Annotated in this window: 4 protein-coding genes; 1 reads left to right on the forward strand and 3 read right to left on the reverse strand. The window is 67.9% G+C overall.

Annotated elements, in window-relative coordinates; genetic code table 11:
• Positions 1-63: 63 nt before the first annotated feature.
• Both AX681_RS05280 and AX681_RS05285 read right to left on the reverse strand, forming a co-directional pair.
• Complete coding sequence (locus AX681_RS05280; RefSeq protein WP_066681922.1) at positions 64-1,233, reverse strand: saccharopine dehydrogenase family protein; 1,170 nt, start codon at positions 1,231-1,233, stop codon at positions 64-66.
• A gap of 61 nt (positions 1,234-1,294) precedes the next feature.
• The gene (locus AX681_RS05285; protein ID WP_066655882.1) at positions 1,295-1,969 is read right to left on the reverse strand and encodes an HPP family protein; all 675 of its coding nucleotides are present in this window, start codon (positions 1,967-1,969) and stop codon (positions 1,295-1,297) included.
• A gap of 68 nt (positions 1,970-2,037) precedes the next feature.
• On the opposite strand from AX681_RS05285, the gene AX681_RS05290 reads away from it, so the two are divergent.
• Positions 2,038-2,400: a hypothetical protein gene (locus tag AX681_RS05290; protein ID WP_066655879.1), complete on the forward strand. Its 363-nt coding sequence runs from the start codon at positions 2,038-2,040 to the stop codon at positions 2,398-2,400.
• Here the strand turns inward: AX681_RS05290 and AX681_RS05295 are convergent.
• Positions 2,397-4,171 (reverse strand): ABC transporter transmembrane domain-containing protein (locus AX681_RS05295; RefSeq protein WP_066681920.1); only part of this gene is annotated, 1,775 nt, incomplete at its 5' end. The genes AX681_RS05290 and AX681_RS05295 overlap by 4 nt on opposite strands.

Here is a 4,171-nt window from a genome sequence, read left to right on the forward strand (position 1 = left end):
TCCGCCGCTAAACCCTCCCCTAGCCCCTCCCTGTCAGGGAGGGGAATTTAAGGGGGTGTGCGCTCAGCCCTTCACCACGAATTTCAGCCCCGCATTCGCCTCCAGCCGCGCCTTCAGCGGCTCGGCCATCAGCGCGCCGGGGGTCCACACCCCGCCGTCGCCCGCGACGTCGCGGATCAGGCACAATGCCGCCTCGGCGATCATCTTCGACGTCGATCCATAGCCGGGATCGCGGTCGCCGGTGACGGTGCAGGTCAGTGACTCCCCGGTCGGCATCTCCGCGATGAAGTCGATTTCGTAAAAGCCCGCCTCACGCTCTTCCTTTGACGGGCCCTCGCCGGGGGCGGGGCCCTTATCGGCGTTCATCGGGTTCATCTTGGCAATCGCCTCCGCCGCCGCCTTGCCGATGTCGCCAAGGCCCGGCGCGACCATCATCTCGTCATAGCGGAAATCGGTGCCATAGGGGTGGCCGGCGAGGAAGTTGGTGCGGTGGACGTTCTTGGTGTTGATCACCGCCATCACGAACGGCGCGACCCAGCCGCCGACCGCTTCGTCATATTCCGGCATCATTCCCTTGGGCTGATCCGGGCCGGTGAAGCCGGGGGTGAGCGCGAAGGGATCGAGCAGGATCTTGAACACCAAGGGGTTCTTTGCCGCCGCAGCCGCCGTCGCCTTGCCGCTGGCAAAGGTGCCGCCCGAAAAGGTCCCCTGCATCTTGCGCACGCGGCCCTTCACGCGCGGGGCGGGGCGGCCCCATTTGGCGATTGCCGCCTGCTCGGCGGTCCACACGCCCAGGTCGAACGGGATCGAATCGAACCCGCACGACAGCACGATGCGCGCGCCGCTCGCCTTCGCCGCATCCTGATGCCGCGCGATCACATCGTGCATCCAGTTGGGCTCGCCGCACAGGTCGACATAGGCGGTGCCGGTCTCGACACACGCCGCGACCAGATCATTGCCATAGAGTTGATACGGTCCGACCGTGGTCAGCACGACGGTCGTGCGCGCGGTGAGGGCACGTAGTGCGGCGGGGTCGTCGGCATTGGCGGTGAGCAGCGGCGTATCCGCCGGTGCGCCGATCTCGTCGCGGACCTGTTCGAGCTTGGTCAGCGACCGTCCCGCCATCGCCCAGCGCAGCGACCCGTCGCCGTAACGCTGCGCCAGATATTCCGCGACAAGGCGACCAGTGAAGCCGGTCGCGCCATAGACGATCAGATCGAACTCGCGGGTCATGCCATCCTCTCTCAGCTTTTTGGCCGAGCGTACCGCGCTTTCCAAAAATTGAAAGGCCGGGTCAGTGCCCGCGCCGCGCCTGAGCATGGGTTTCGGCCAGCGACAGCAGCACGTCGAGATCCTCGCGGCTGATGTCGAAGCTGTCGGGCAGGTCGGCGAGTGCGCGGTCGATGTCCTCCAAATGCAGCCCGGTGGCGACGGGCGGCACCGGCAGCGGTACGGGCTGATGCGGATAGCTGTGCGTCGACATGCGGTGAAACACCATCGCCAGCGAGACGAGCGCAATCGAGTTGAGCGCGACCGGGGCGAAGGCGAAGGCATAGCCCGCGTCATGGATACCCTGACTGCCGATCACTGCGGTCAGCGCAGCGGCGCCGCCAGGCGGGTGGAGGCAGCGGAGCAGGGACATGGCAAGGATGGCAAGACCTACCGCGAGGCCCGCGGCGATCATCGGGTCGGCGACATGACGGAACATTGCGATACCGACCAAGGCAGAGATAGTGTTGCCGCCGACCACCGGCCATGGCTGGGCCAGCGGGCTGGCAGGGACGGCGAAGATCAGCACAGCGGACGCGCCCATCGGTGCGACGATCAGCGGCAGGTCCGCCGTCGTCAGCTCAAGGCCGGCGCTGACGACCATGGTGAGCGCGATGCAGATCGTCGCGCCGATCGACGCGACAAGGCGGTCGAGCGGGCGCGCACCGGCGAGGATCGGGTGAAACAGGCGAAAGTTCATGCCGCGACTTAACGGGGACAGGACCATGTCGGGAACAGGCGATTCTTGCGCGGAGGAAAGCGGAGGCATTGTCCGGCCTTGAAACCCGTCGCGCGCTTCCCGACTATGGGCGCTTCAACGGAGACCCGCACACCATGCCGCTCAACGGCGCTTCCGATCTTGGCCAGTTTCGCGTCCAGCGCCATTTCGCGGAGCATCGCGCGATTTCGCCGGGCACCGCGATCGAGTACGCGCCCGGCCCGGTCGAGCGTGCGGCATTCGACCGGCTGCGCGCGAGCGGGGTGATCCGCGAGGCGCATCCGGCGCACTACTGGTTCGACCTCGACCGCATGGGCCGCGAGCGCGAAACGTCGCGCAATCCCAAGCTCAAGGTCGCGCTCGCGCTGGGTGCGGTGCTTGTCTTCGCGGCTTGGTATTTCTCGCGTTACTAGACTGTTTCGCTGAACTGCAGGCTAGCGAGGCGGGCATAGAGGCCGCCCTTGGCGACCAGCTCGCCATGCGTGCCGGTTTCGACGATGCGCCCCTCGTCCATCACGATGATCCGCTGCGCCGCGCGGACGGTGGCGAGGCGGTGGGCGATGACCAACGTCGTGCGCCCCTGCATCAGCCGCTCGAGCGCATCCTGCACCAGCCGCTCGCTTTCGGCGTCCAGCGCGCTGGTCGCTTCGTCGAGCAACAGGATCGGTGCGTCGCGCAGCAGCGCGCGGGCGATGGCGATGCGCTGGCGCTGCCCGCCAGACAGCCGCGCGCCGTCCTCGCCGAGGAAGGTGTCGAGCCCCTGCGGCAGCTCGCGCAGAAATTCGGCGGCATTGGCGGCTTCGGCGGCCTGCCAGATCTGCTCCTCGGTCGCGTCCCACCGGCCATAGCGCAGGTTGTCGCGAGCGCTGGCGGCAAAGATCACCGTCTCCTGCGGCACCATCGCCATGCGCGCGCGCACCTGCGCCGGATCGGCCTTGGGCAGCGGCACGCCATCGACGCGGACTTCGCCCGCCTCGGGGTCGTAGAAGCGCTGGACCAGCTGGAACAAGGTCGACTTGCCCGCGCCCGACGGGCCGACCACCGCCACCGTCTCGCCCGGCGCGATCGACAGGGTGAAGTCGTTCAGCGCCGACACCTCGGGCCGCGTCGGATAGCGGAAGGTGACGTTGGCAAAGTCGATCGCGCCCCGCGCCGGCTCTGGCAGCGCCACCGGATCGGCGGGCGCGGCAATCTCCGGCTCCTCCGACAGCAGCTCGGCGAGGCGGGCGGCGGCGCCCGATGCGCGGAGCAGGTCGCCATAGACTTCGGTCAGCGCGCCGAACGCACCGGTGACGAGGCCCGCGGTGATGACGAAGGCGGTGATCGACCCGCCCGAGATGCGCCCCTGCGCGACGCCATAGACCGCGTCCCACATGATGAGCGTAATCGCGGTGAACAGCGCGAAGATGACCAGAGCCGTCATCACCGCGCGGGTCGCGAACCGCTTGCGCGCGGTGGAAAAGCCGCGATCGACCGCGTCCTGGAACCGTGCGCTCTCGCGGTCTTCCTGCCCGAATGCCTGCACGATCCGCATCGCGCCCAGCGTTTCGGACGCAATCGAGCCGATATCGGCGACGCGATCCTGGCTGGTCCGCGAAAAGCGGCGCACGCGACCGCCCAGCCACATGATCGGCAGCACGATCACTGGAATCCCGACCAGCAGATAGGCCGCGATCTTCGGCGCCAGCACGAACAGGTACAGCGTGCCGCCAATCGCGATCAGCAGGTTGCGCAGCGCGACCGACACGGTGGTGCCGACGATCTGTTCCACCACGGCGGTGTCGGCGGTCAGGCGGCTGGCGATTTCCGACGGGCGGTTCTCCTCGAACCAGCGCGGGGGCAGGCGCAGCAGGTTGCGGTGCACCGCCGCGCGCATATCGGCCACCGTGCGCTCGCCCAGCCAGGACACGAAATAGAAGCGCATCGCAGTCGCAAAGGCGAGCACGACGACGACCAGCAACAGCCCCTGGAAATAGCCGCCAATCTGCGCCGGATCGGAGTCGGCGCCAAACCCCTTGTCGACCACTTCCTTGAACGTGCGGGGGATCCACAAGGTCGCGCCGGCGGCCAGCAGCAGCGCCACGATCGCCAGCGTCAGCTGCAGCGGATAGCGGCGCGTATAGCCCCAGACGATCGTCAGGCTCGACAGCTTGCGCTGTGGCTGAGCGGGGGGGGCGGCAGGGG

It is taken from the genome of Sphingomonas sp. CCH9-E2, from assembly GCF_001557215.1.
In the GTDB taxonomy this organism is placed as follows: Bacteria; Pseudomonadota; Alphaproteobacteria; order Sphingomonadales; family Sphingomonadaceae; genus Sphingomonas.

What these genes read in the sequence shown, in the direction of transcription:
- AX681_RS05280 (WP_066681922.1), bottom strand. Translation starts at nt 1,233, where the DNA reads ATGACCCGCGAGTTCGATCTGATCGTCTATGGCGCGACCGGCTTCACT.
- AX681_RS05285 (WP_066655882.1), bottom strand. Translation starts at nt 1,969, where the DNA reads ATGAACTTTCGCCTGTTTCACCCGATCCTCGCCGGTGCGCGCCCGCTC.